The organism is Enterobacter cloacae complex sp. 394F7, from assembly GCF_057320385.1.
Window position 1 is genome coordinate 125,272 of the sequence record NZ_JBXWCS010000011.1, and the last position, 26,686, is coordinate 151,957.

The window sequence follows — 26,686 nt, forward strand, 5'->3', positions numbered from 1 at the left end:
CCTCAGACAAACATGCGCGATATCAGGTAGAACAGGCAGCAATACAGCGCGGTATTGAACAATGCAGGGTGCCAGACGAAATCGTAGATCCCGGTAGGAACCAGCACCTTGCGCACCAGCCAGAAGATCGCCAGTGATAAAAGAAGCTCGAAAAATATCGGTGGGAACGACAGACCGAACACCACGATAACGGGAAACAGACTCATGTTGACCTTGATAAGAGAGAGTGCAGGCTTCAGAATTTTTAGCGCACGCCACCGCGGGAGAGCAAGAAACGCCGGGCGAGAATGGCGCAGCCGTTATGTAATTAATAATATATTAACGTAACTGTTATGCTGTTATCTATAATATGTGATCTAAATCACTTTTAAGCCAGAGTGAACAATGGAACGTTTAAAACGCATGTCGGTCTTCGCCAAAGTGGTTGAACTTGGCTCATTTACTGCTGCTGCCCGGCAGTTGCAGATGAGCGTCTCCTCCATCAGTCAGACGGTGTCAAAACTGGAAGATGAACTGCAGGTGAAGCTGCTCAACCGCAGCACCCGCAGTATTGGTCTGACGGAGGCGGGTAAAATTTACTATCAGGGCTGTCGCCGCATGATGCATGAAGTGCAGGATGTTCACGAGCAGCTCTATGCCTTTAACAACACGCCCATCGGGACACTGCGGATTGGCTGTTCTTCAACTATGGCACAAAATGTTCTCGCCGCCATGACCGCAGAGATGCTGAAAGAATATCCGGGATTAACCGTGAATCTGGTTACCGGTATTCCCGCCCCGGACCTGATCGCAGACGGGCTGGATGTGGTGATCCGCGTTGGCGCGCTGCAGGACTCCAGCCTCTTCTCCCGTCGACTCGGGAGTATGCCGATGGTGGTCTGTGCCTCGAAGAGCTATCTGGCGCAGTACGGCGTGCCGGAGAAACCAGCCGATCTCGCCAACCACTCCTGGCTGGAGTACAGCGTCCGCCCCGATAATGAATTTGAACTGATTGCCCCGGAAGGCATTTCTACCCGACTGCTGCCGGAAGGACGGTTTGTCACCAACGACCCGATGACCATCTCGCGCTGGCTGGTGGCGGGCGCCGGGATCGCTTACGTCCCGTTAATGTGGGTGATCAATGAGATCAACAGCGGAGTGCTGGAGATCCTGTTCCCTCGCTACCAGTCCGATCCGCGTCCGGTGTATGCCCTGTATACCGAAAAAGACAAACTGCCGCTTAAGGTGCAGGTGTGTATTAACTATCTGACCGAGTATTTTGTGGAGGTCGCGGAACTGTTTCAGGGCATGCGGGGAAGAAGGAAAGAGTAGGTATTTCCCCTCTCCCCGTTGGGGAGAGGGTTAGGGTGAGGGGAGAAAATTACGCCGTGCCGCCCACCGTGAGGTTATCGACCTTCAGTGTCGGCTGGCCTACGCCCACTGGCAGGCTCTGGCCCTCTTTACCGCAGACGCCCACGCCGTTGTCCAGCTTGAGATCGTTACCGACCATGGAGATCTGCTGCATGGCTTCGATACCGGAACCAATCAGCGTCGCGCCTTTCACCGCTTTGGTCACTTTGCCTTTTTCGATCAGATACGCTTCTGACGTAGAGAAGACGAATTTACCGGAGGTGATATCCACCTGACCACCGCCAAAGTTTGGCGCGAAGATCCCGTAATCAACAGACTCAATGATCTCCTGCGGCGTGGACTGGCCTGGCAGCATGTAGGTGTTAGTCATACGCGGCATCGGCAGATGCGCATAAGATTCACGACGGCCGTTACCCGTTGGCGCCACGCCCATCAGGCGCGCGTTCAGTTTGTCCTGCATATAGCCTTTCAGCACACCGTTTTCGATCAGCACGTTGTACTGACCCGGCGTACCTTCATCATCGATGGAGATAGAGCCACGGCGATCAACCATGGTACCGTCATCCACCACTGTGCACAGTTCAGAGGAGACAAGCTGCCCTATCTGACCGCTAAATACGGAGGTGCCGCGGCGGTTAAAGTCCCCTTCCAGACCATGCCCCACGGCTTCATGCAGCAGCACGCCCGGCCAGCCAGCGCCCAGTACCACCGGGAATGTCCCCGCAGGTGCCGCCACGGCAGAAAGATTCACCATCGCCATACGCACGGCTTCTTTTGCCCACGCGTCGGCACGGGCTTCACCGTCGACGTCACCCAGGAACCAGTCATAACCAAAACGACCACCGCCGCCGCTTGAGCCACGCTCGCGCTTGCCGTCCTCTTCCACCTGCACGCTGATGGAGAGACGCACCAGCGGACGGACATCCGCCGCCAGGGTGCCGTCCGTCGCCGCGACCAGAATCAGTTCATAGACACCGCTCAGGCTGGCAGACACTTCCTGTACGCGTTTATCGGCAGCACGCGCCACTTTGTCCACGCGGCGCAGGATATCCAGCTTCTCTTCACGGCTCATGCTCTGCAGCGGGTCGATGCTGGTGTAGAGCGCAGAATGCTGCACCTCACCCAGCGTTTTAACACGGCCATCGCCTGCGTCACGCACGATGGTACGTGCCGCCTGCGCGCTCTGCTCCAGCGCAGCCAGGCTTATCTGGTCCGCATAGGCAAAACCGGTTTTCTCGCCGCTGATGGCGCGCACGCCAACGCCCTGGTCAATGTTGTAAGAACCATCTTTGATGATGCTGTCTTCTAAAACCCAGGATTCGTGATAGCTCGACTGGAAATAGAGATCGCCGTAGTCGAGACGGCGTTCGGTCAGTTGACCAAGAATGGAGAACAGGTCCTGATGGCTCAGGCCGTTCGCTGCGAGCAAATGTTCACTTACCAGGTTCAGACTCATCGTATTGCTACTCGTTCGTTGCCGCCTGTGGCGGTATAAAGATCGTATTTATTGAGAGTGAGGCAATTACCTGCCCACGTCAAATCATTGCTGTGCATCTTTGCGCGGCTGGCGCAGCACTTCATTAATCTGCGGTTTATCCACCGGACCGGTGATGCGGTAGCGCAGAATAGAGACTTTGCTCCACAGCGGCCCCAGCACTTTACTGGCGGCAAACACCGCAGCACCAACAATCGGGTTCACCACAAAGGCGGCTGCCACCCCCACGCTCGCGGAGATTTCTGGCGCCACCACGGCTTCCATATCCAGCTCGCGACGTACAAGGTTAACCGAGCCCTTCATGGCGATATCCGCTTCCAGACCGTCCACCAGCGTGTCGTCCGTATGCATAACGCCGTCCTTGATCCACGCCGTACTGCGGATGGAATCGTAGTAGAACCCTTCACTGAAGGTATCGCTGAAATCAAAACGCAGCTTACGCAGCAGCGCATCAAAGCTCAGAAGACGCAGGATCTGCCCGGCGCGTCCCGTGCTCACATCGGCAATTTCACCTTTTCCGAAGCGGGTTTTCAGTATGCCGTTAAGCGAGGCCTCATCCGGCTTCCACGGCGCGTCACGCCAGTGAAGATCGTAATCGACGTCAAATGACGAGCCGCGCAGCGGCGTGCTGATACCAAAGAAATTGGCTGCTGCATCCAGTTTGTTACCCTTAATGTCGCCTTTCAGCGAGGTGCGCTGTTCGCCTGGGTTATTCACCCACTCGCCCGCGGCCGTCAGACGACCAAAGCCGGTATCCACCAGCCCACCCGTGAGGCTCAGCGTGTTGCCCTGAATCGCGAAGTCACCGTCAATGCGGCCATATTTTTGTCCCCACAGCCAGCACTCAGCACAGCGCAGTTGCAGATCCGGCCAGCCGCTAAAGTCCACGCGGGAAGTGTTACTCAACGGCGATGCCGGAGTCGATTGATCTTTCCCGCCCGCCGTTGCCGGGTTGTAGTAGAGATAGCGGATTGCCGCCTGCCACGGGGCGTTATCGCGCATGGTCAGGGTGGCGTTGATCTCCCTGCCCTGAGCCTCTACTTTCGAGCCGTTAGCCGTGGGCTGAGAGACGATACTCAGGTTGTTCCACTGTTGCCCACCCAGCGTGAGCGACGGTGTGCGCACGGTGACGGTTTGCGGGAACTGCGCCGCCTCATCCACGTTTTGCCCGACACCTTTCTGGAACAGCGCCAGCCACTGCGCGCCATCCATCGGCGGGAGATTCAGCTCAATGCCCTGGTGATCCGGGAGCGGAGGCGTGGTTCGGCTGTCCGTCGTCCAGATGGCTTTGTCCAGCGTCAGCTTACGGTTGAGCAGCCAGCGGCTGTTGAAATGATTCGTGTCACCCGCGCTGCCGGTCAGTTCGAAGCTGTTCAGGTTGCCCACGACGTTAAGCGTCACGGGCAGCGCCTGTCCGGCCTGTTTATCCAGCGGTGCAGGCAGCTGGCTGCTGAGATTTTTCAGATCGCCAGTAAGGTCGACCTTATACTTCGTACCGGCGTGGTAGGGCAGTTCAATATCCACCTTCCCCTTCCAGGCGGCTGCACCATCAACCGACTCCTGAATGGGTTTCGGCAGTACATCCATCCGCGAGGGTTGCCAGTTACCGTCCAGATTGACAGCCACCTGGTAGGCCTTCTCCCCCTCGGTGGTCGAGAAGTCGATGTTGACGGGCTGATTGAACCAGTTGGCTGTGAGCGGCTCACTCTTCAGGTTGCCGTTCACAAAGCTGAACTGCCCGCTGAGGTTCTTCAGCGTACTTTCCAGCGGTTTGATATACAGGCTGTTGTTGTTCAGGCGGACATCACCTTTGGCGGTGGTCATTTCGCCGTCCAGCGGGATATCCAGATGTAAGCGAGCATTCACATCGCCATCAAGCTGGAGTTGCTCAAGTGTGGCAGCCAGCGAGGCTTTCAGCGGCGTCTCTTCAAAATAGGGACCGACCGCCTTGCCCGGCCCGTTGATATCGGCATCAATCAGCAGTTTCTCTTTTGAGTAATCGGGGATATTTGCCGTCAGGTTGGTGGCCGTCACGCCGCCCAGCGCGACGCTGTCTGACTTCATCCACAACCCGTCATTGAGAAAATTAAGCTCGATATCGAGGTTTTTCAGTGCAGGCCAGCCCGGCTGGAACGCAAAGGTAGCGTTGTGCAACGGCACCAGCACCTGGAACTGACCTTCGTTATGTTTGTATGGGAAAAGATGCGGATTACCGCCATAGGCCAGGGTGGCGTTATCCGCCTGACCGCCCTGGATCGCCCCGCTCAGGTAGTCCACGAGCGCTTTACCCATCAGGTTTTCCGGGAAGTAACGCCAGGCCTGAGAACCGTCGCTGGTGCTGATCCCCGCCAGAATACCCAGCCACGGCTCTTCACCTTCAGGCTTTAAATAGCGGAAATCCCCGCGGGCATGAACCGCTTTGGCTTTCACATCGATATGGCGGCCATCAAGCTGGAAGCCTTTATCATTGCGCAGCCAGTTAAGCACCGCGTTGCCTTTTTCAATTTCCAGAGGTGCCCTGAAGACCGTTTCATAAGGCATTTTGGCGTCATGCATCTCAACGGTCAGCCTGCCGTTCTCAACGCTGCCCTCCAGCTTGCCACTGAAGTTCTCAGCCCCCGGCAGCAGTTTCCACTGTTTCCAGGCCAGATCTTTCCACGTTGCCTGGAAGCGGGTTTTCTCGGTTGCCTGTAGCGGGATATCCAGCGCGAGGGCGTCAATTTCCCCACTTGGCTGCGTTGCCAGCCAAACGTCACCCAAATCCGGAGAGAGCTTCGCTGCCATGGAGCGCAGCCCTTCAATGGCCGCCAAATCGAGATGCGTGGCGCGGATACGCAGCTCATCGCTACGCTTATTATTCGTGCCGCCGACATCCTGCTCAGGCATCCATGCCAGCGTCAGCGCGCCGCGTGGCCAGGGTTTGCCGTCCATGGTGATGCGCGTATCCGGGATGGCAAACTGCCAGCCCCCTTTCTCTTTCGTCACATGTGCGGTGAGGTTATCTACGGAGAGTTGATGCTGCTTGCTTTCGCCTTGCCAGCTTGCACCGCCCTGCTTCAGCCAGATATCGCCGCTGGCGAACACGCCTTTCGTCAGGGTCATCCAGCCTTCCAGGCTAAAACGGGCCGTTTCCAGCTGCATGTTTTGCTGCAGCCAGTCGCCGAGCCACGGCTTCACATCCACGTCGTCAGCCTGCAGCCACACCTTGCCGTTGTTGAGCAAGCCGTCGTCATCACGCAGATCCATACGGACCTGCATGACCCCGTGCTGGCCGTTCAGGCTGGAGAGGTTCACCTGCCCCTCGGCACGGTGACGCTCTTTGCCGTTAAGCCAGGTCAGTTGCGGGATCTTCAGTTCGGCACGTTGGCCGGAAAGGGTAATAAAGCTCACTTCGCTGTCGCGCAGATCGAAATGATCGAACTGACGCAGGAAGAGATCGCTCAGGCGGTTGGCTTCAAGGCTCTGCGTGTTATCCCCGCCAGAGAGCGGCGTGTTGGTCAAAAACTGAAGCTGATAAAAGGTGAGATCGCGGAACTGCCAGCGCATGTGCAGCAGGCTTTGCCAGACATCCAGTGCCAGGGTCACGCGTTTGATTTTCAGATAGCCGCCATCTTTCAGGCTGGCACTGATGTCCCGGGCATCCAGCGTCGGGCCAAAGTTTTGCCAGCTTGCGCTGACCTGGCTTACGTCAACCGGCACACCGGTGGCGGATTCGATCTTCGCCAGCACCTGCGGACGCCAGCTGTCCAGATGCGGTAAAACGAGGCGCAGCCCGCTCACGAGCAGCGCGACAATCACGACAAGCGTTGCCCCTGTAAGCAGTAAAATCCCCGGCAATCGCCTCACGCATCTCTCCTTGTCAGCTTTTTCACGCAGCGAACTGCGTCTTACATCATGACGACGTCAAATTGCTCCTGGTTATAGAGCGGCTCAATTTGTACTTTTACCTGTTTGCCGACAAAGATTTCCACTTCCGCCAGCGCGTGCGACTCTTCACCTTTCAGCGCTTCAGCCACCGCAGGGGAAGCATAGACCAGAAAACGATCGGAGTCGTAGGCATGATGAACGCGGACAATTTCACGCATGATCTCATAGCAAACGGTCTCCACCGTCTTTACGGTGCCGCGTCCGTGGCAGGTTGGACACTCGTTACACAGCACATGTTCCACACTTTCACGGGTCCGTTTACGCGTCATTTCCACCAGCCCCAGCTGTGAGAAGCCGTTAATGCTGGTTTTTACGCGATCTTTACTCAGCGCCTGCTCAAGCGAGTGCAGCACACGACGACGATGGTCTTCATTATTCATATCGATAAAGTCGATGATGATAATGCCACCCAGGTTGCGCAGACGAAGCTGGCGCGCAATGGCCTGTGTCGCTTCAATGTTGGTATTGAAGATGGTGTCATCCAGGTTGCGATGGCCGACAAACGCACCGGTGTTGATGTCCACGGTGGTCATTGCTTCGGTCTGATCGATGATCAGATAACCGCCGGACTTCAGTTCAACCTTACGCTCCAGCGCACGCTGGATCTCATTTTCGACATCATAGAGATCGAAGATTGGCTGACGCCCGGTGTAATGTTCCAGCAGGCCAGGCATTTCCGGGATGTACTCAGCGGTAAATTCGAGCAGCGCTTCGTAGGTGAGGCGCGAGTCCACGCGGATTCGGTCGAGCTGAGCATCAGCAAAATCACGCAGGACGCGCTGGGCAAGCGCCAGCTCACCGTACAGCTGATAGCGGGTCTGGTTGCGTTTCTTACGCTCCATCACCTTGGTCCAGACGCGCTTCAGGTAAGCCGCATCGGATGCCAGATCCTCTTCGCTAACCCCTTCGGCGGCGGTTCGGATGATAAACCCGCCCTGTTCGTCGCAGTAGGCGCTGACCACTTTCTTAAGGCGCTCGCGCTCGCTTTCACTTTCAATACGCTGGGAAACCCCCACGTGCGACGCGCCGGGCATAAAGACCAGGTAACGGGAAGGTAATGTGATGTCGGTTGTCAGACGGGCGCCTTTGGTGCCAAGGGGGTCTTTCACCACCTGCACCATCAGATCCTGCCCCTGACGCACCAGCTCTGAAATGTCGCGTACGGCAAACTGCTTTTGCTCTTCGCCTGCGACACACTCGGTATGCGGCATGATATCGGAGGCATGTAAAAATGCCGCCTTATCCAGTCCAATATCTACAAAAGCCGCCTGCATACCCGGCAGTACGCGGCTGACACGACCTTTGTAGATATTGCCTACTATTCCGCGTCGCGCTTCACGCTCAATATGAATTTCCTGAAGAATGCCACCATCAATGTAGGCCACACGGGTTTCCGATGGCGTTACGTTTACCAACAATTCAGCCGTCATAATTATCCCTTCCCTCACGCAGTGAGTTAAAATTGCTCAGCAACTCATACGTTTCCACCAGCGGTAAGCCGACTACGGCGTGATAGCTGCCATTTATCTTCCTGACAAAACAGCCACCCAGCCCTTGAATACCGTATGCACCTGCTTTATCCATCGGTTCACCGCTCGCAATATACGCGGCGATCTCGTCGTTGGTCAGTACTCTGAAGGTCACGTCCGTCACCACCAGACAATCCAGCACGTGCTTGCTGTCCGCCAGCGCCACCGCGGTCATCACCTGATGCGTTTGCCCGGACATTTTGTGCAGCATATGTGCTGCATGCTCAGCGTCTCGCGGTTTCTCAAGCACTTCACCGTTAAGGATAACGATGGTGTCCGCCCCCAGTACCGGCAGGTCGCGTGGCACGCACGCAACGCCAGCCTGCGCTTTCTCACGCGCCAGGCGAGAAACATACTGCTGAGCACTTTCACCCTCAGCACGTTTTTCTTCGATGCCGGTAACGATACGTTCAAAAGCGATGCCCAACTGCGTGAGCAACTCCTGACGACGTGGAGAACCGGAGGCAAGATAGATAGACGTCATAGAAACCTTTTACTGCACAGCAAACTGCTGGCGAACCTTACGCATCAGCAGGAACAGCCACGGCCAGAGCACACCGTTGACTACACTACTCCAGAATACTTCGGGTCGGAAAGAGACGTTGATCACTAAAAACTCTGCCCAGAAAACAACGATATCCGCGGCAAGCGACAACAACATCACGACCAGCGCCTGTTGCCAGAGCGCGAGGTTACGAAAGAGCTGGAATTTGAGTGCAACGAGATATGCAATGATGCTCATGGATAACGCGCGAACACCCAGCGTTGAGCCACTAATGAGATCCAGTATGGCACCCATTACAAAGCCTGTGCCAACATTTACGCGGTGCGGCAGGGCAAGGATCCAGTAGAGCAAAATGAGCAATACCCAGTTTGGCCGGTAAACAAGAATGTCGTCCGGCCAGGGCATTATCTGCAGCAACAGCGCGATGAGAAACGAGAGCCAGATAACCCAGCGTCCCTGGCTACGATAACTGGCCACTACTGCCCTCCGGATGAGAGTTTAGGCGGTGGCGGCGCATCCGTTATCCCGGTCGCCGGCGCGGGTACTGGCGCAGGTGGTCCCATCGCATCCGGCGCAGGAAGAACCTGCGGCATCATCTGCATCAGGCGCTCATTGGCAACGCGATGCACCTCTTCAGGCGTCATTGGGTTGGCACCGTTACGATCGGCTCCCCACAGCAGCAGAAGGTAGCGAAGACGCTGTAAACCCGCCGTTGGACGCGCCTGAATCACGGTGTAGGCACGCTGCGTATCAAGCTTCACAGAAGAGACAACCGCAACCGGATACCCTTCAGGGAAACGTCCACCCAGACCGGAGGTGACCAGCACGTCGCCCACACGGATATCCGTGTTGGCTGGCAGGTGCTCCAGCTGCAGATCGTCCGTGCAGCCGTTACCCGCCGCAATGACGCGAATATCGTTACGCAGAACCTGAATAGGCAGCGCATGGGTGGCATCACAGATCAGCAGTACACGGCTGGTCAGTTTGGCGACGGCGACCACCTGGCCCACCACACCTTTATCACTGATAACAGGCTGACCTTCATACACACCATTCACGCTACCTTTGTCGATCACCACCTGATCGCTGTAAGGATCGTTTACGGTGGAGATCACCTGCGTCACCATCTTCTGCTCATCCTGACGCAGCGGCGATCCAAGCAGCTCACGCAGACGCGCATTTTCCTGCTTGTATTGCCCTAACATCAGCAGTTCGCTGTTTTTCAACAGCAGTTCCTGGCGCAATGCCCGGTTTTCAAGTTCGAGTTGGTCACGTGAGGACAGCGTTTGAGAAACGGAGTCGAGCAGTTCACGGGGACCATTGGATATAAAGTAGAAAGGACTGACGGCGGTATCCATGTACGTTCTGATCTGGCTGAACGTACCGAGGCGGCTATCGGCAATAATGACACCAAGCGCAACCAGAACCGCCAGGATCAGGCGAAACTGTAGCGAGGGGCCACGGCTAAAAATTGGCTTCATAGGCTATGCGTATTCTCGTGTCAGAGAGAAAGGGTAGCGATTCGCTACCCTTTCACCATGACTACTCTTCGCTGAACAAGTCGCCGCCGTGCATGTCGATCATTTCCAGCGCCTTGCCACCACCACGGGCGACGCAAGTCAGTGGATCTTCTGCAACTACGACAGGAATACCTGTCTCTTCCATTAACAGGCGGTCGAGGTTACGCAGCAGCGCACCACCACCGGTCAGAACCATACCGCGCTCAGAGATATCGGACGCCAGTTCAGGTGGGCACTGTTCCAGCGCAACCATCACCGCGCTCACGATACCGGTCAGCGGCTCTTGCAGCGCTTCCAGAATTTCGTTGGAGTTCAGGGTAAAGCCGCGTGGCACACCTTCCGCCAGGTTACGGCCGCGCACTTCGATTTCGCGAACTTCATCACCCGGATAAGCAGAACCGATCTCGTGCTTGATGCGCTCAGCGGTCGCTTCACCGATCAGGGAGCCGTAGTTACGGCGCACGTAATTAATGATCGCTTCATCGAAACGGTCACCACCGATACGCACGGAAGAGGAGTAAACCACGCCGTTCAGGGAAATAACGGCCACTTCAGTAGTACCACCACCGATATCAACCACCATCGAACCGGTGGCTTCAGAAACAGGCAGGCCTGCACCGATAGCCGCAGCCATTGGCTCTTCAATCAGGAACACTTCACGCGCGCCCGCACCCTGAGCAGATTCGCGAATTGCGCGACGTTCTACCTGGGTCGCACCGACCGGCACACAAACCAGCACACGTGGGCTTGGACGCATGAAGCTGTTGCTGTGAACCTGCTTGATGAAGTGCTGAAGCATTTTTTCAGTCACGAAGAAGTCAGCGATAACGCCGTCTTTCATTGGGCGGATCGCGGCGATGTTACCTGGGGTACGACCCAGCATCTGCTTCGCGTCATGACCCACTGCGGCTACGCTTTTCGGCGAGCCGGCACGATCCTGACGAATGGCCACAACAGAAGGCTCATTCAATACGATGCCTTGTCCTTTTACATAAATAAGGGTATTCGCGGTACCCAGGTCAATGGACAGGTCATTGGAAAACATGCCACGAAATTTTTTCAACATACTAAGGGATAATCCTGAAAGCTGGGGCGGAAAACAAAATCCGCTTACTTTACCAACCACACGCAGCAGCGACAAGGCGCAAAAATCACCTGCTGCGGTGAAAATTTGTGCAGTACGTTTCCTTCTGTTACAAATTCATCCCCTGACTCCCTCAGGGCTGAGTACACAGTAGCGTTCCTCACTTTCATTTGTAACCCGCTAAAGGTCGTTCACTGGCTTTTTGCTCGTCATACTCAAAGCTACAGGCGCGATATTCTACGTGAAAACAGCGTAAACGGCAGGTCAAACAGAGTATCTTTGCAAATATTTTTTCACATTGGTGTCAAGCGGCTGAGAGGCGGCAAAAAAATCCCCCTGACCACCCATCACACCACGCTCTGTCAACATCTGCCATTCGCCTCTGGAGCGCACGCCCGTGGCAAATACTTGTGTTCGCGTTCCCTTACACGCTTCCACCAGACTCTGCACCAGCAGCTGGTTTTCCGTGCGCTTTTCAATATTCCTGACCAGCCCCGGATGTAGCTTTAATAATTCCACATCCAGCTCCTTGATCCAGCTGGTACTGACCAGCGTCAGGCCCGCCTGTGTCACCGCCACACGCGCACCCAGCGCATTGATCAAACGTACCACCGGACGTAACCGGCTGATGTGTTGACCAACATCCGCCTCTGCAAGTTCAAAAATAATGTGTTTGCGTTGCGATTTTTCGCATTGCATTAATGTATCGCGCAGCCAGCGTTGAAAACGCGGGCGAATTAACGACTCGACGGTCACCTGTAATGCCAGACTTTCTTCAGGCCAAAAAGATAAAAACGGAATCAGTCGGCTAATTTGCTGACGGTCATACTCTTCGGAGAGTCCAAATTGCAGGACCATCGGCAGATATTCCGCCGAAATAACCTCTTCCGTGCCGTCGAAAATGCGACACATTAATTCACGGTGGTGAACATGGCCGTTTTTCATCACCGCTGGTTTTTGATAAAGGCGGGGGCCACCGCGGCTCAACATTTGTTCAATCAGGGTACGCCAGCGCACATTGCCACGCCCTTTCTCAGGCAGGGAATCGTCATATACCGCCCAACCGTTCGCCCCTTGCAGCACTGCGTTACGGGTTGCCGCTTCCGCATGCTCCATCACCTGTTCAGTTGACTGCCCGCCGCGCCAGGCGCAGATCCCCATATGCACCATATCATCCCGGTCGAGCATTTTGCTCTGCGGCAGCGCATCCACCGCCTTCAGCAACTGGCTGGCGATGCTCTCTGATTCCTTAAGTGTGCGATGGGGTAACAACACCGCAAAGTCGCTGCGGTGATAGCGCGCCAGCAGCGCGCCGGGATAGCGCATAATAAAAGTCGACAGCAAGTTGATGAGCGTAAAGAGGTTCTCTTCCGCCACGCGGCGTCCCCAGGTATCGCGCAGGAGATCGAAATCCGGCAGACGAACCATCATGACGACCCCGTGCGTTCCCACTTTTTCCGGGTCGTCCAGCAGCGTGGCCAGTTGATTATCAAAGAACAGGCGGTTATTCAGACCGGTTTTGTTATCCTGCGCGGCATAGGAACGGATCAGCGTATCCATGCGGCTGCGCTGATCGCTGGCGAACTGAATTTCGGAAAGCAGCGTGTCCAGCGCGCTGCTGGTGCTGGACGGCCACTCATAGACCGACCCCCGCACCTGCGGGCCGCGCTCCCCGTTGAGTATTCGCACGGAGCGGTTTTCCAGCAGCTCCTGACCGGAGAGCTGACGGCGTAGCCAGCGCACCGCAAGAAAAATCAGCAGGACAATAAAGGCGACGGCAACGGTGAGTGGCGCGGTGGTCATCATCGAGCGGAAATAGCTGGCCATGGGATCGAGGTAGACCAGGCGTATCGTCATCCCCGGATTTTTAAGGGAATGGACATTCACTTCCCGATACTGGCTCACGACGCCCGCAGGCCGATAGCTCCCCTGACGCTGATGGCTTAGCACCGGATGCTTTCCCTGGGTGATGTCGACCTGCACAATATCAACCGGTACCATCAACTCATCCAGCTCGCGGGAGAGTTCCGGTAGCGGAGTGGTAATCAGACGCGTATCAATAACTGACGCAACAGACTCAACCCGGTTGACCAGCTTGTCCTGAATGGCGTTATAAAAGCTCAGGGAGCAGCCAAGGAGCGTGACAAAAATGGTTAACCCCGTCAGCAACGTGATAAAAGCTGAGAACTTCGTCGTTAATCGCATCCTTGAGATTACTCCGTGGGTTGATGGGTAGCGAGTAAGCGCTAACTTGCATTTCAAATGCGCCATACTACCAAACCTGGTGTATCTGGCAATTTATTGCGTTAAATCGGCATAGCGTTTCATTGAGCGAGTATAGTCTTCAGAACGAATTTTCCAATCATCAGAATAGTGAGGATCCTGTATGCAGGCTTTGATCTTAGAACAGCAGGACGGCAATACCGTTGCCTCGGTGCAAGCCCTTGATGAGAGCCGTCTGCCCGAAGGCGACGTCACCGTCGACATCGACTGGTCCAGTCTGAATTACAAGGATGCCCTGGCCATCACCGGCAAAGGTAAAATCATCCGAAATTTCCCGATGGTGCCAGGGATTGATTTTGCAGGCCACGTTCATTCCAGCGAAGATCCGCGGTTTCATGCCGGCCAGCAGGTGCTGCTCACCGGTTGGGGCGTCGGCGAAAATCACTGGGGCGGGCTGGCAACGCAGGCGCGGGTGAAAGGCGAGTGGCTGGTGCCCATGCCTGCTGGGCTGGATGGCCGCAAAGCGATGATTATCGGTACCGCAGGCTTTACCGCCATGCTGTGCGTCATGGCCCTTGAAGATGCCGGTATCCGCCCTGAGTCAGGCGAGATAGTCGTGACCGGGGCCAGCGGTGGCGTTGGCAGCACGGCGGTGGCTTTACTGCACAAACTGGGGTATCAGGTCGTCGCGGTCTCAGGCCGTGAAAGCACCCATGACTACCTGCGTCAGCTTGGTGCCAGCCGCATTCTTGGCCGCGACGAATTTGCCGAAACCCGTCCGCTGGAAAAACAGCTCTGGGCCGGAGCGGTGGATACCGTCGGAAATAACGTGCTGGCAAAAGTGCTGGCGCAGATGAACTACGGTGGCTGCGTGGCGGCCTGCGGTCTGGCGGGCGGGTTTGCCCTGCCTACCACCGTTATGCCCTTTATCCTGCGTAACGTGCGCCTGCAGGGTGTGGATTCCGTCATGACTCCGGCGGCCCGTCGTGCAGAAGCCTGGGAGCGTCTGGTGCGCGACCTGCCTGAGTCCTTCTTCACGCAGAGTGCAACCGAAATCGCCCTCAGCCAGGCGCCGGAATATGCCGGTAAGATCATGGATAATCAGTTCCATGGCCGCGCGCTGGTGAAAATTGCCTAATCTTCAAATTTTCGTGACATATTCGCGCTAATCCTTCTCCTCCGTCAAGCTTAGAAAAACGCATGACGGAGGATGCCATGAAAACCCGAAAACTGACGGAAGCCGACGTAACGTCCGAATCTGTCTTTATGTTACAGCGCCGCCAGATCCTGAAAATGCTTGGCATCAGTGCCACCGCGTTGTCGCTTACCCCTGCGGCTCACGCTGATTTGCTCGACTGGTTTAAAGGCAACGATCGGCCAAAAGCCCCTTCCGGTGCCCCGCTCACCTTTACGAAACCTGCCGAGTGGCAAAACAAACTGACGCTCACGCCAGAAGATAAAGTCACCGGTTATAACAACTTCTACGAATTCGGGCTTGATAAAGCCGATCCTGCGGCCAATGCAGGCAGCATGAAAACCGATCCGTGGACGTTGAAAATTGACGGCGAAGTGGCAAAACCCTTAACGCTGGATCATCACGATCTCACCACCCGTTTCCCGTTAGAGGAACGCATCTATCGTATGCGCTGCGTGGAAGCCTGGTCGATGGTGGTACCGTGGGTAGGTTTTCCGCTGCATAAGCTGCTGGCAATGGTTGAACCCACCAGCAATGCGAAATATGTCGCATTCCAGACGCGTTATGCCCCGGACGAGATGCCAGGCCAGAAGGACCGGTTCATCGGCGGTGGGCTTGCGTATCCTTATGTAGAAGGATTACGCCTTGACGAAGCCATGCATCCTCTTACCCTTCTGACCGTCGGCGTTTACGGTAAAGCGCTCCCGCCGCAGAACGGCGCCCCCATCCGGCTGACAGTACCGTGGAAATATGGCTTCAAGGGCATTAAATCGATCGTCAGTATTAAGCTCACCCGTGAGCGTCCGCCCACAACATGGAATCTCGCCGCGCCGGACGAATACGGTTTCTTCGCCAACGTGAACCCGCATGTCGATCATCCACGCTGGTCGCAGGCGACGGAACGGTTTATCGGTTCCGGCGGGGCGCTGGATGTGAAGCGTCAGCCCACGCTGCTTTTTAACGGCTATGCGGATGAAGTGGCGTCGCTCTATCGTGGCCTCAATTTACGGGAGAACTTCTGAGTGCGTTTAACGGCAAAACAGGTAACCTGGCTGAAAGTGCTGCTGCATTTAGCCGGGTTGCTCCCGTTTATCTGGTTGTTCTGGGCCGCCAGCCAGGGGCTCTTTAGTGCCGATCCGGCCAAAGATATCCAGCACTTTACCGGTCGGATGGCTCTGAAATTTTTACTGGCGACCTTGCTGGTTTCGCCGCTGGCACGCTACGCTAAACAGCCATTATTGATACGCACACGTCGGCTATTAGGGCTATGGTGTTTTGCCTGGGCCACGTTGCACCTGACCAGTTACGCGCTGCTGGAACTGGGGATTAACAACCTGGCACTGCTGGGCCGCGAACTGGTCACGCGTCCTTATCTGACGCTGGGCATTGTCAGTTGGCTGGTGTTACTGGTATTAGCGCTGACATCCACGCAATATGCGCAGCGAAAACTGGGTAAGCGCTGGCAGTTGCTGCACAACTTCGTCTATCTTGTCGCGATCCTCGCACCCATCCATTATCTGTGGTCCGTGAAGATCCTCTCGCCTCAGCCCATCCTCTACGCGCTGCTGGCTTTGGCGCTTTTAGCATGGCGTTACAAGAAGTTCCGCCAGTGGTTGCGATAGTTCGCGAAACTGTGCGTTTTCCCGCAGATTACTTATCAACCGCCATTCTTTTTCGGATAGCGGTTGATAATCTTCCCTGATAAGACCAGTATTTAGCTGCCAAATGCTACGAAATCGTTATAATGTGCGACTTTGGTTTTCCTGAATGCATTTTAGGAAAGTCATCAGGTGACTTTCGCGTTTCAAAGGTATATTTTGGTTTTTACCCGAGATTCGCAGGAGATAGCGACACAATGGCAGAAAAATTCCGAATCTTAGTTTTAAACGGACCGAACCTGAACATGCTCGGCACCCGTGAGCCAGAGAAGTATGGCACGCTGACATTGAGTGAAATTGTTAACCGTTTGGGCACGGAAGCAGCGTCACTGAATGTGGATTTGGATCATTTTCAGTCAAACGCGGAGTACGCACTCATCGACCGTATTCATCAGGCTAAAGACACTGTGGACTATATCCTGATCAATCCGGCCGCGTTTACGCACACCAGTGTTGCTATCCGCGACGCACTGTTGGCGGTGAGTATCCCGTTTATCGAGATCCACCTCAGCAACGTGCACGCCCGAGAGCCGTTCCGCCACCATTCGTATCTGTCGGATATCGCCGCTGGCGTTATCTGCGGACTGGGCGCAGACGGTTATTCATACGCTTTACAGACAGCGGTAAAACGCCTGTCACAATCACACTAAACAAGAGTACGGAACCCACTCATGGATATTCGTAAGATTAAAAAACTGATCGAGCTGGTTGAAGAATCAGGCATCTCCGAACTGGAAATTTCTGAAGGCGAAGAGTCTGTACGCATCAGCCGTGCAGCCCCAGCCGCTAGCTTCCCGGTAATGCAGCAAGCTTATGCTGCGCCAGTGCAGCAGCCTGCGCTCTCTGCAGCCGTTGCACCAGCCGCAACTGAAGCCGCACCTGCCGCTGCAGCAGAAATCAGTGGTCACATCGTACGTTCCCCAATGGTTGGTACTTTCTACCGCACCCCGAGCCCGGACGCGAAGGCGTTCATCGAAGTGGGTCAGAAAGTCAACGTAGGCGATACCCTGTGTATCGTTGAAGCCATGAAAATGATGAACCAGATCGAAGCAGACAAATCAGGTACTGTGAAGGCGATTCTGGTCGAAAGTGGTCAGCCGGTAGAATTTGACGAGCCGCTGGTCGTCATCGAGTAACGAGGCGAACATGCTGGATAAAATTGTTATCGCCAACCGCGGCGAGATCGCACTGCGTATTCTTCGTGCCTGTAAAGAACTGGGCATCAAGACTGTCGCTGTGCACTCAAGCGCGGACCGCGATTTAAAACACGTATTGCTGGCGGATGAGACGGTCTGTATCGGCCCGGCTCCGTCCGTAAAAAGCTATCTGAACATCCCGGCAATCATCAGCGCCGCTGAAATCACTGGCGCGGTGGCAATTCACCCGGGTTATGGCTTCCTCTCCGAGAACGCCAACTTTGCTGAGCAGGTTGAACGCTCTGGCTTTATCTTCATCGGCCCGAAAGCTGACACCATCCGCCTGATGGGTGACAAAGTGTCTGCAATCACCGCGATGAAAAAAGCCGGTGTTCCAACCGTTCCAGGTTCTGACGGCCCGCTGACTGACGACATGGATGCAAACCGTGCACATGCTAAACGCATTGGCTACCCGGTGATCATCAAGGCGTCCGGCGGCGGCGGCGGTCGCGGTATGCGCGTAGTGCGCAGCGACGCTGAACTGGCACAGTCCATCTCCATGACCAAAGCGGAAGCGAAAGCAGCTTTCAGCAATGACATGGTGTATATGGAAAAATACCTGGAAAACCCACGCCACATCGAAATTCAGGTGCTGGCTGACGGTCAGGGTAACGCTATCTATCTGGCAGAACGTGACTGCTCCATGCAGCGTCGTCACCAGAAAGTGGTCGAAGAAGCACCAGCACCGGGCATTACCCCGGAACTGCGTCGCTACATCGGCGAGCGTTGTGCCAAAGCGTGTGTCGACATTGGCTATCGCGGGGCGGGTACCTTCGAATTCCTGTTCGAAAACGGTGAGTTCTACTTCATTGAGATGAACACCCGTATTCAGGTAGAACACCCGGTTACCGAAATGATCACCGGCGTTGACCTGATCAAAGAGCAGCTGCGTATCGCTGCCGGCCAGCCTCTGTCCATCAAACAGGAAGAAGTAGTGGTCAAAGGCCATGCGGTCGAGTGCCGTATCAACGCCGAAGACCCGAATACCTTCCTGCCAAGCCCGGGTAAAATCACGCGTTTCCACGCGCCGGGTGGCTTTGGCGTGCGTTGGGAGTCTCATATCTACGCCGGTTACACCGTACCGCCGTACTATGACTCAATGATCGGTAAGCTTATCTGCTACGGCGAAAACCGTGACGTGGCGATTGCCCGCATGAAGAACGCCCTGCAGGAGCTAATCATCGACGGTATCAAAACCAACGTTGATCTGCAGATGCGCATCATGAGCGACGAGCACTTCCAGAATGGTGGGACGAACATCCACTATCTGGAGAAAAAACTCGGTCTCAACGAGAAGTAAGAAAGCATCTATGCTAAAAGGCCGGTTTAACCGGCCTTTTTTATTTCTGGGGATCGTCAAGGCCCATCATGTACAATCCCCGCTTTCTTCATCCACAAGGGACAAAAAATGGACAAACGTTTTGTTCAGGCCCATAAAGAAGCGCGCTGGGCGCTGTGGCTGACCCTTCTCTATCTTGCCGCATGGTTGGTAACCGCTTACTTACCTGATTCTGCAATTGGCATCACCGGCCTGCCTCACTGGTTTGAAATGGCCTGTCTGCTGGTACCGCTGATTTTTATCCTGCTGTGCTGGGCAATGGTGAAATTCATTTATCGCGATATCCCGCTGGAGGACGACGATGCAGCTTGAAGTCATTCTGCCGCTTATCGCGTATTTGTTGGTCGTGTTTGGCGTGTCCGTGTATGCCATGCGCAAAAGGGCAACCGGCACCTTCCTGAACGAATATTTCCTCGGCAGCCGTTCAATGGGCGGCATTGTGTTAGCGATGACGCTCACCGCCACCTATATCAGCGCCAGCTCATTTATTGGCGGTCCCGGGGCAGCCTATAAATATGGGTTAGGCTGGGTGCTGCTGGCGATGATCCAGCTCCCGGCTATCTGGCTTTCGCTGGGTATACTCGGCAAGAAGTTCGCTATTCTGGCGCGTCGCTATAATGCCGTGACGCTGAACGACATGCTGTTTGCCCGCTACCGCAGCCGTTTACTGGTATGGCTGGCAAGTCTAAGCCTGCTGGTCGCCTTTGTGGGGGCGATGACGGTGCAGTTTATTGGCGGTGCACGTCTGCTTGAAACCGCAGCAGGGATCCCTTACGAGACTGGCCTGCTTATCTTTGGGATCAGTATCGCGCTTTATACGGCGTTTGGTGGATTTCGCGCCAGCGTACTGAACGACACCCTGCAGGGCATGGTGATGCTCATCGGAACCATTGTGCTGCTGGTGGGGATTGTCCATGCGGCTGGCGGGCTGAGCCATGCTGTTGAAACCCTTGAAGCGATTGACCCGAAACTGGTCACTCCAGAGGGCGCAGATGACATTCTATCACCCACCTTTATGACCTCCTTCTGGGTGCTGGTCTGCTTCGGCGTCATTGGACTGCCGCATACCGCTGTACGGTGTATCTCCTATAAGGACAGTAAAGCGGTTCATCGCGGCATTATTATCGGGACCATTGTGGTGGCGATACTGATGCTGGGAATGCATCTGGCGGGTGCATTAGGTCGTGCGGTGATCCCAGATCTTACCGTGCCCGACCTGGTGATCCCTACCCTGATGGTTAAAGTCCTGCCCCCCTTTGCTGCCGGGATTTTCCTTGCCGCACCGATGGCCGCCATTATGTCGACGATCAACGCTCAGTTGCTGCAAAGTTCCGCTACGATTATCAAAGATCTCTATCTGAATTTGCGTCCCGAGCAGTTGAAAAACGAACGACGCTTAAAGCGGATGTCTGCGGTGATTACGCTGTTATTAGGGGCACTGCTGCTGCTGGCCGCTTGGCGTCCACCGGAGATGATCATCTGGCTGAACCTGCTTGCGTTTGGCGGCCTTGAAGCTGTTTTCCTGTGGCCGCTGGTGCTTGGCCTGTACTGGGAGCGCGCGAATGCTGCGGGCGCGCTAAGCGGCATGATTGTTGGCGGTGTCGTGTACGCCGTGCTCGCCACCTTTAAGATCCAGTACCTGGGCTTCCATCCAATTGTGCCTTCGTTACTGTTAAGTTTACTGGCGTTTGTGGTGGGGAACCGTTTCGGTCAACCCGTCCCACAACCCGCTATGATGTCTACTGATAAATAAAGAGTTTTGCCATGCCGTGGATCCAACTAAAACTGAACACAACCGGCGCCAACGCCGAAGAGCTGAGCGATGCGCTGATGGAGGCCGGCTCGGTCTCTATCACCTTCCAGGACACGCATGACACGCCAGTCTTTGAGCCGCTGCCGGGCGAAACGCGCCTGTGGGGCGATACCGACGTGATTGGCCTGTTTGATGCCGAAACAGACATGAAAGAAGTGGTCGCGATTCTGGAACATCATCCTCTGCTGGGCGCGGGTTTTGCGCACAAAATCGAACAACTGGAAGACAAAGACTGGGAACGCGAGTGGATGGATAACTTCCACCCCATGCAGTTTGGCAAGCGTCTGTGGATCTGCCCAAGCTGGCGCGAAGTTCCCGATGAAAACGCGGTCAACGTGATGCTCGACCCGGGTCTGGCATTCGGTACCGGCACCCACCCGACCACCTCACTGTGCCTGCAGTGGCTGGATGGCCTGGATCTGGAAGGGAAAACCGTGATCGACTTCGGCTGTGGATCCGGGATCCTCGCCATTGCCGCACTGAAACTGGGCGCCGCAAAAGCCATCGGGATCGATATCGATCCGCAGGCTATTCAGGCCAGTCGTGATAACGCCGAGCGTAACGGCGTTTCCGATCGCCTTGAGCTGTATCTGCCGGACGCGCAGCCAGAGGCCATGAAAGCCGATGTGGTGGTCGCTAACATCCTGGCAGGCCCATTACGCGAGCTTGCACCGTTAATCAGCGTGCTGCCCGTTGAGGGCGGTCTGCTGGGGCTTTCCGGGATCCTGGCAAGCCAGGCTGACAGCGTTTGCGAAGCCTACGCCGATCTCTTCACCCTCGATCCGGTGGTGGAAAAAGAAGAGTGGTGCCGCATCACAGGCCGTAAAAAATAAGAACATTTTTCGTACTGAGATGATGTTCTAAAATGCGACGCAGATCGCATAGAAGCGGGAGAATCTGCTGCTAAAAACAGCAGAATATCCCGCTCAACGGATTCATTTTTTGAGAAATGATGAGAAGTTACGGGAAATTGTAAGCGGTCATAAAATCGCCGTTAATACATAACATAATGATTTAAATAAAAAATAATTTTCATCATTGTGACTGGGTGGCGATTCCTTGATCTACAACAGTGGATTGTTCAAAGTTTGGCCTTTCATCTCGTGCAAAAAATGCGTAATATACGCCGCCTTGCAGTCACAGTATGGTCATTTCTTAACTCATGCGCATCGGACACCACCAGCTCAGAAATCGCCTGATCGCAGCCCCAATGGCAGGTATTACCGACCGGCCGTTCAGGACGCTGTGTTATGAGATGGGAGCCGGTTTAACCGTTTCCGAGATGATGTCGTCTAACCCGCAGGTCTGGGAAAGCGATAAATCCCGCCTTCGGATGGTGCACATTGATGAACCAGGTATTCGCACCGTGCAAATCGCCGGAAGTGTGCCTGAAGAGATGGCAGATGCCGCGCGGATTAACGTGGAAAGTGGCGCCCAGATTATTGATATCAACATGGGTTGCCCGGCCAAAAAAGTGAATCGCAAGCTTGCAGGTTCAGCCCTTCTGCAATACCCCGACCAGGTGAAGTCAATCCTGACGGCGGTTGTCAGCGCAGTGGACGTTCCTGTTACGTTGAAGATTCGCACGGGTTGGTCGCCGGAACACCGTAACTGTGTAGAGATTGCCCAACTGGCCGAAGACTGTGGCATTCAGGCCCTGACCATTCATGGACGCACTCGCGCCTGTTTGTTCAACGGTGAAGCTGAATACGACAGCATTCGGGCAGTTAAGCAGAAAGTTTCCATTCCGATTATCGCGAATGGCGACATTACTGACCCGCTTAAAGCCAGAGCTGTGCTCGACTATACGGGAGCTGATGCTCTGATGATAGGACGTGCAGCTCAGGGAAGACCCTGGATCTTTCGGGAAATCCAGCATTATCTGGACACTGGGGAGCTGCTTGCCCCGCTGCCTCTGGCAGAGGTTAAGCGCTTGCTTTGTTCGCATGTTCGGGAACTGCATGACCACTACGGCCAGGCAAAAGGGTACCGAATTGCGCGTAAACACGTCTCCTGGTATCTCCAGGAGCACGCTCCAAATGACCAGTTTCGGCGCACATTCAACGCCATAGAGGATGCCAGCGAACAGCTGGAGGCGTTGGAGGCATACTTCGAAAATCTTGCGTAATGAAATAAAGAGCTGACAGAACTATGTTCGAACAACGCGTAAATTCTGACGTACTGACCGTTTCTACCGTTAACTCTCAGGATCAGGTAACTCAAAAACCCCTGCGTGACTCGGTTAAACAGGCACTGAAGAACTATTTTGCTCAACTGAATGGTCAGGATGTTAATGACCTGTATGAGCTGGTACTGGCTGAAGTTGAACAGCCACTGTTGGACATGGTGATGCAATACACCCGCGGTAACCAAACCCGCGCTGCGCTGATGATGGGTATCAACCGTGGTACTCTGCGTAAGAAACTGAAAAAATACGGCATGAACTAATTTCGGTTAGCGAAATGCTTGTTTAAAAAGGCGCTACCTGGCATGGGGATGCGCCTTTTTTATTGCTCCACATCTGCCACCGTCAACGCTTTGTAAACCTTCGCTTTCCCCACTTTTCAACCGCCGCTTTTCGTGTATATTTCCACCACCTTACTGGCTCTCTTCTCCCGGAATGTCATAATGATTCGTAAATACTGGTGGCTGGTTGTCTTTGCTATCTCAGTTTTTCTCTTTGATGCGCTGCTGATGCAATGGATTGAACTGATGAGCACCGAAACCGATAAGTGTCGCAATATGGATTCCGTGAACCCGCTTAAACTCGTCAATTGTTCAGAGCTGGACTGAGCCGCCAACGTCGTCAAAAACCCCGAAATCACTTAATAAAAACGGGGATTTAAATCCCTTTGAGTCATTACCTTACGATGATAATGTCTCGCCCTTCACCACCGCCCTTGCGTAACCTCACACTCGAGTTGAACCGATCATGCTGGTTAGCCAATACAACCATATCCTTGTCGTCCTCTCCTTTGTTGTCGCTATCCTTGCTGCCTATACCGCGCTGAATATGGCCGCGCGTGTGGCGGGAAGTCAGGGCGTGGCAGCGCGCATCTGGCTGGCCGGTGGCGGTGTTGCAATGGGTATTGGCGTATGGGCGATGCATTTTATCGGCATGCTGGCGATGGATCTCTCCATGAGCATGAGCTACAACGCCACCCTGACGGGGTTATCGATGGTTATCGCCGTGGGTTCATCCTTGTTTGCGCTGTGGCTTGTCAGCTGCGAGCAGCTGCGTTTGCGCCGTCTGCTGCCCGGTGCACTAGTCATGGGAACCGGTATTGTGGCCATGCATTACACCGGCATGGCGGCCCTGGAGGTTACGCCCGGTATTATCTGGGATAAAACATGGGTGGCGATATCAGTCGCTATTGCGCTTGCTGCATCGCTCGCCGCACTGTGGCTGACGTTCCGCCTGCGTCATGAGGCCGCTCAGGTCGCGCTGATGCGCATGGGTGCTGCAATCACGATGGGAATTGCGATTGCCGGAATGCATTATGCGGGGATGAAAGCCGCACAGTTTCCAGTGTCGACCATGGCTCACCATGAGGGGATTAACGGCAGCTGGCTGGCCGTGCTGGTGAGCGTTGTCGCACTCGCCATCCTTGGTATCACCCTGCTGGTGTCGATGCTGGATGCGCGCCTGCAGGCACGCACCTCTCTCCTCGCCTCGTCTCTGGCGGAAGCAAACCGGGAGCTGGCCCAGCTGGCGCTACAGGATACGCTGACGCGCCTGCCCAATCGTATCCTGCTGGAAGATCGACTCGATCAGGCCATCAACAAAGCAGATCGTGAAGGCACGCATTTCGCATTGATGTTTATGGATCTCGACGGCTTTAAAACCGTCAATGACGCCTACGGGCATGATATCGGCGATAAACTGCTGGTTGCCGTTACGCAACGCCTGCTGCTCCCTCTGAAAGGCCAGTTCACCCTTGCACGTATTGGCGGTGATGAATTTGTTCTGCTGGCAGAGGTTGGGGGGCCGGACGATGCAGCCTCCCTTGCCAATGCCCTGGTGCGCACTATCGATAGTCCATTCAATGTGGATCCGTATGAGCTGGTGGTGACCCTCAGTATTGGCATTGCGCTTTATCCTCACGATGGCAAAACCGATCGCGAGCTGATGTTTAACGCCGATGCGGCGATGTACCACACCAAGCATATGGGCCGTAACGGTTATCACTTTTTCCAGCCCTCCATGAACACGCTGGCGCAAACCCATCTGCAGCTGATGAACGATCTGTGGCTGGCCATCGATCGTAATGAGCTACAGCTGCATTATCAGCCCAAATTCCACGCGCCGGCAGGCCCCGTACTCGGGTTTGAGGCACTCCTGCGCTGGCAACACCCGAAGCTGGGATTGCTTACGCCAGACCTGTTCCTGCCGCTGGCGGAAAAAACGGGACAGATCATTCCCATTGGCAACTGGGTTATCAACGAAGCCTGCCGCCAGTTGCGGGAATGGCACCTTAAAGGGCATCAAAACTGGTCAATGGCGGTGAACCTGTCGACACTTCAGTTTGAACAACCTTCGCTGGTGAGTACGGTGCTTGATTGTCTGACACGTCACCAGGTGCCGCCGGAAATGCTGATCCTTGAAGTGACGGAAACCACTGCGATGAGTAACCCGGATGAGAGCGTGCGGGTGCTGACAGAGCTGACGAATGCGGGTGTGAAAGCCTCTATTGATGACTTTGGTACCGGCTACTCGAGCCTGCTGTATCTTAAACGCTTACCCGCTTGTGAATTGAAAATCGACAGGGCGTTTGTAAAAGAGCTCAGTGGAGAAAGCGAAGATGCGACCATTGTCTCCGCGATTGTCGCCCTGGCGAAAACGCTGAATCTGAAAGTGGTGGCTGAAGGGGTGGAAACCGAAGCACAGCAAGCCTTTTTGACGGAACTGGGCTGTAATACCCTTCAGGGCTATTTGTTAGGAAAACCTGTCAGCGCGCAGACCATTGAAACGCTTTGCGAGCAGGGAGAGATCTTGCCCGACACCGAGTCGTAAGCCTCCTCACGTGGCGACACGCGCATCACCGGGAGTGTCGCCAGAATGTTATCGACCAGAGCAGGTGCCTGTTGATAGAGGTTGAAGCTGTCGTTATTCATTAACCAGTTTTTAATTATTCCGCTAAAAAATCCGTGGAACACTATCAACGTTAAATCCACATTCACCTGCGAAGAAATGATGTTTCGTGAAATACAGCGCTCCAGTGTCGCACGCAGAAAATCATTGTTGAAACCAATACGTTTCCTGATTTCATACTCGGAAACCATATCACTGGTAAATTCACACTTATGATACAAAATCTGTAACAGCGCGCACTGGCGAGGCTCATGCGCAATATATTGCAACGCAGTGATAAATTGCTCACGAAGCATTAACAAGGGATCATCTTTTTCGGAAAGAGAAAGTCTGTCACGAATGAGATCGCGAAGCGGCAATTGCTGTTCCCAGATAGCATTAAATATCTCTGTTTTACTGGTGAAATGCCAATAGACGGCCCCACGCGTCACTTTTGCCGCATCGGCGATATCCGTCAGCGTTGTGTTGGTTACGCCACGTGTCGCAAACTGCCCGATAGCCGCTTCAATCAGCTGTTGACGGGTTTGTTGTGCCTCTGCTTTCTTTTTACGCGCCATGGACGACTACTCGTTACTCACAAGAATTAAGCTGTTTAGTAGGGTTTTGTAATCGGAAGTATTCATGAAAGACAAGGTGAATTCTGCACAAAAAAAGTCAATTCGCTTTATTTATAACTGAGGCAAATGCATACCCATAATTAAATTCACAAAACAGATAAATGCCCTCTATGAAACATCACTCTCCTGATTACTTTTGTTAA

At 54.6% G+C, this 26,686-nt stretch carries 24 protein-coding genes; 14 read left to right on the forward strand and 10 right to left on the reverse strand.

Annotated elements, in window-relative coordinates:
- Positions 1 to 2: 2 nt before the first annotated feature.
- Positions 3 to 206: a p-hydroxybenzoic acid efflux pump operon protein AaeX gene (gene aaeX / locus AC2FAK_RS17110; RefSeq protein ID WP_003860416.1), complete on the reverse strand. Its 204-nt coding sequence runs from the start codon at positions 204 to 206 to the stop codon at positions 3 to 5.
- A gap of 178 nt (positions 207 to 384) precedes the next feature.
- Between aaeX and aaeR the strand changes: the two genes are divergently transcribed.
- Complete coding sequence (gene aaeR, locus AC2FAK_RS17115) at positions 385 to 1,311, forward strand: HTH-type transcriptional activator AaeR (protein ID WP_013098979.1); 927 nt, start codon at positions 385 to 387, stop codon at positions 1,309 to 1,311.
- A 49-nt stretch (positions 1,312 to 1,360) separates the two neighbouring features.
- Here the strand turns inward: aaeR and tldD are convergent, their stop codons facing one another.
- The 8 genes from tldD to csrD form a co-directional block, all read right to left on the reverse strand.
- A complete protein-coding gene (tldD, locus tag AC2FAK_RS17120) occupies positions 1,361 to 2,806 on the reverse strand; it encodes a metalloprotease TldD (RefSeq protein ID WP_020687383.1) in 1,446 nt (481 codons plus the stop codon).
- 84 nt (positions 2,807 to 2,890) lie between these two features.
- Positions 2,891 to 6,691, reverse strand: coding sequence for an AsmA2 domain-containing protein YhdP (yhdP, locus tag AC2FAK_RS17125; protein WP_095455370.1), 3,801 nt, complete (start codon positions 6,689 to 6,691; stop codon positions 2,891 to 2,893).
- 41 nt (positions 6,692 to 6,732) lie between these two features.
- Positions 6,733 to 8,202 (reverse strand): ribonuclease G, encoded by a 1,470-nt coding sequence (rng, locus tag AC2FAK_RS17130; protein WP_014833490.1) that lies wholly within the window; start codon positions 8,200 to 8,202, stop codon positions 6,733 to 6,735.
- Complete coding sequence (locus AC2FAK_RS17135; RefSeq protein ID WP_038420713.1) at positions 8,192 to 8,785, reverse strand: Maf family protein; 594 nt, start codon at positions 8,783 to 8,785, stop codon at positions 8,192 to 8,194. The genes rng and AC2FAK_RS17135 overlap by 11 nt, the downstream gene beginning before the upstream one ends.
- Positions 8,786 to 8,794: 9 nt before the next feature.
- Positions 8,795 to 9,283, reverse strand: a complete 489-nt coding sequence (gene mreD / locus AC2FAK_RS17140; RefSeq protein WP_013098985.1) for a rod shape-determining protein MreD — start codon at positions 9,281 to 9,283, stop codon at positions 8,795 to 8,797.
- Positions 9,283 to 10,287 (reverse strand): rod shape-determining protein MreC, encoded by a 1,005-nt coding sequence (gene mreC, locus AC2FAK_RS17145; protein ID WP_013098986.1) that lies wholly within the window; start codon positions 10,285 to 10,287, stop codon positions 9,283 to 9,285. Before mreC ends, mreD begins: the two co-directional genes overlap by 1 nt.
- Before the next feature lie 61 nt (positions 10,288 to 10,348).
- Positions 10,349 to 11,392, reverse strand: a complete 1,044-nt coding sequence (gene mreB, locus AC2FAK_RS17150; protein WP_000913396.1) for a rod shape-determining protein MreB — start codon at positions 11,390 to 11,392, stop codon at positions 10,349 to 10,351.
- A 282-nt stretch (positions 11,393 to 11,674) separates the two neighbouring features.
- Entirely contained in the window at positions 11,675 to 13,615 is a 1,941-nt protein-coding gene (csrD, locus tag AC2FAK_RS17155) for an RNase E specificity factor CsrD (RefSeq protein ID WP_013098987.1), read from the reverse strand.
- Between the two features lie 181 nt (positions 13,616 to 13,796).
- Here csrD and acuI point away from each other — a divergent pair, with 181 nt between their 5' ends.
- From acuI to AC2FAK_RS17220, 13 genes are all read left to right on the forward strand, one after another.
- Positions 13,797 to 14,771 carry an acrylyl-CoA reductase (NADPH) gene (acuI, locus tag AC2FAK_RS17160; protein WP_023620881.1) on the forward strand — a complete coding sequence of 325 codons (975 nt, stop codon included), beginning with the start codon at positions 13,797 to 13,799 and terminating at the stop codon, positions 14,769 to 14,771.
- 77 nt (positions 14,772 to 14,848) lie between these two features.
- Positions 14,849 to 15,850, forward strand: a complete 1,002-nt coding sequence (msrP, locus tag AC2FAK_RS17165) for a protein-methionine-sulfoxide reductase catalytic subunit MsrP (protein ID WP_013098989.1) — start codon at positions 14,849 to 14,851, stop codon at positions 15,848 to 15,850.
- Positions 15,851 to 16,450, forward strand: coding sequence for a protein-methionine-sulfoxide reductase heme-binding subunit MsrQ (gene msrQ, locus AC2FAK_RS17170; RefSeq protein ID WP_095455369.1), 600 nt, complete (start codon positions 15,851 to 15,853; stop codon positions 16,448 to 16,450). It begins immediately after the preceding gene.
- Positions 16,451 to 16,683: 233 nt separating this feature from the next.
- On the forward strand, positions 16,684 to 17,136 hold the full coding sequence (aroQ, locus tag AC2FAK_RS17175) for a type II 3-dehydroquinate dehydratase (RefSeq protein WP_013098991.1): 453 nt from the start codon (positions 16,684 to 16,686) through the stop codon (positions 17,134 to 17,136).
- Positions 17,137 to 17,157: 21 nt separating this feature from the next.
- Positions 17,158 to 17,622: an acetyl-CoA carboxylase biotin carboxyl carrier protein gene (gene accB / locus AC2FAK_RS17180; RefSeq protein ID WP_013098992.1), complete on the forward strand. Its 465-nt coding sequence runs from the start codon at positions 17,158 to 17,160 to the stop codon at positions 17,620 to 17,622.
- A 10-nt stretch (positions 17,623 to 17,632) separates the two neighbouring features.
- Positions 17,633 to 18,982: an acetyl-CoA carboxylase biotin carboxylase subunit gene (gene accC, locus AC2FAK_RS17185; RefSeq protein WP_003860388.1), complete on the forward strand. Its 1,350-nt coding sequence runs from the start codon at positions 17,633 to 17,635 to the stop codon at positions 18,980 to 18,982.
- A gap of 108 nt (positions 18,983 to 19,090) precedes the next feature.
- A complete protein-coding gene (locus tag AC2FAK_RS17190; protein WP_013098993.1) occupies positions 19,091 to 19,333 on the forward strand; it encodes a YhdT family protein in 243 nt (80 codons plus the stop codon).
- On the forward strand, positions 19,323 to 20,774 hold the full coding sequence (panF, locus tag AC2FAK_RS17195) for a sodium/pantothenate symporter (RefSeq protein WP_020687390.1): 1,452 nt from the start codon (positions 19,323 to 19,325) through the stop codon (positions 20,772 to 20,774). The genes AC2FAK_RS17190 and panF overlap by 11 nt, the downstream gene beginning before the upstream one ends.
- 11 nt (positions 20,775 to 20,785) lie before the next feature.
- Positions 20,786 to 21,667: a 50S ribosomal protein L11 methyltransferase gene (gene prmA, locus AC2FAK_RS17200; RefSeq protein WP_023620877.1), complete on the forward strand. Its 882-nt coding sequence runs from the start codon at positions 20,786 to 20,788 to the stop codon at positions 21,665 to 21,667.
- Between the two features lie 329 nt (positions 21,668 to 21,996).
- Positions 21,997 to 22,962, forward strand: a complete 966-nt coding sequence (gene dusB / locus AC2FAK_RS17205; RefSeq protein WP_013098996.1) for a tRNA dihydrouridine synthase DusB — start codon at positions 21,997 to 21,999, stop codon at positions 22,960 to 22,962.
- A gap of 23 nt (positions 22,963 to 22,985) precedes the next feature.
- On the forward strand, positions 22,986 to 23,282 hold the full coding sequence (gene fis / locus AC2FAK_RS17210) for a DNA-binding transcriptional regulator Fis (protein ID WP_000462905.1): 297 nt from the start codon (positions 22,986 to 22,988) through the stop codon (positions 23,280 to 23,282).
- A gap of 180 nt (positions 23,283 to 23,462) precedes the next feature.
- Positions 23,463 to 23,627, forward strand: coding sequence for a DUF2556 family protein (locus AC2FAK_RS17215; RefSeq protein ID WP_029883261.1), 165 nt, complete (start codon positions 23,463 to 23,465; stop codon positions 23,625 to 23,627).
- Positions 23,628 to 23,766: 139 nt separating this feature from the next.
- Positions 23,767 to 25,848: a putative bifunctional diguanylate cyclase/phosphodiesterase gene (locus tag AC2FAK_RS17220; RefSeq protein ID WP_047351786.1), complete on the forward strand. Its 2,082-nt coding sequence runs from the start codon at positions 23,767 to 23,769 to the stop codon at positions 25,846 to 25,848.
- On the opposite strand, the gene envR is transcribed toward AC2FAK_RS17220, so the two are convergent.
- On the reverse strand, positions 25,764 to 26,483 hold the full coding sequence (gene envR / locus AC2FAK_RS17225) for an acrEF/envCD operon transcriptional regulator (protein WP_047023143.1): 720 nt from the start codon (positions 26,481 to 26,483) through the stop codon (positions 25,764 to 25,766). The two genes, AC2FAK_RS17220 and envR, sit on opposite strands and share 85 nt — an antisense overlap.
- Positions 26,484 to 26,686: the final 203 nt, after the last annotated feature.